1 tRNA gene and 1 rRNA gene are annotated in these 618 nt (G+C 55.3%); both read right to left on the bottom strand.

Annotated elements, in window-relative coordinates:
* Window positions 1-79 precede the first annotated feature (79 nt).
* Window positions 80-156, bottom strand: a tRNA-Ile gene (locus H4Q31_RS11950).
* 81 nt (window positions 157-237) lie between these two features.
* A 16S ribosomal RNA gene (locus H4Q31_RS11945) occupies window positions 238-618 on the bottom strand; the annotation flags it as partial.

Genomic DNA, 618 nt, shown 5'->3' with positions numbered 1-618 from the left:
TGACCTCCTGCGTGCAAGGCAGGCGCTCTCCCAGCTGAGCTATGGCCCCGTATTTCTACAGGCGTTTCCCACACAAAATTGGTGGGTCTGGGCAGATTCGAACTGCCGACCTCACCCTTATCAGGGGTGCGCTCTAACCAACTGAGCTACAGACCCAATTTCGGGCTGCTTCTTTCGTCTTCTTCAATGAATCAAGCAATTCGTGTGGGAACTTATGGAGCAGCTGATGTCGTCGATTAAGGAGGTGATCCAGCCGCACCTTCCGATACGGCTACCTTGTTACGACTTCACCCCAATCATCTACCCCACCTTCGACGGCTGGCTCCTTGCGGTTACCCCACCGGCTTCGGGTGTTGTAAACTCTCGTGGTGTGACGGGCGGTGTGTACAAGACCCGGGAACGTATTCACCGCGGCATGCTGATCCGCGATTACTAGCAATTCCGACTTCATGCAGGCGAGTTGCAGCCTGCAATCCGAACTGAGACCGGCTTTGGTAGGATTAGCTCCGGATCGCTCCTTCGCAGCCCGTTGTACCGGCCATTGTAGTACGTGTGTAGCCCAGGTCATAAGGGGCATGATGATTTGACGTCATCCCCACCTTCCTCCGGTTTGTCACC

The sequence above is a fragment of the Cohnella lubricantis genome (assembly GCF_014212015.1).
GTDB classification, from domain to species: domain Bacteria; phylum Bacillota; class Bacilli; order Paenibacillales; family Paenibacillaceae; genus Cohnella; species Cohnella lubricantis.
This window is presented reverse-complemented; position numbering and strand designations above follow the sequence as displayed.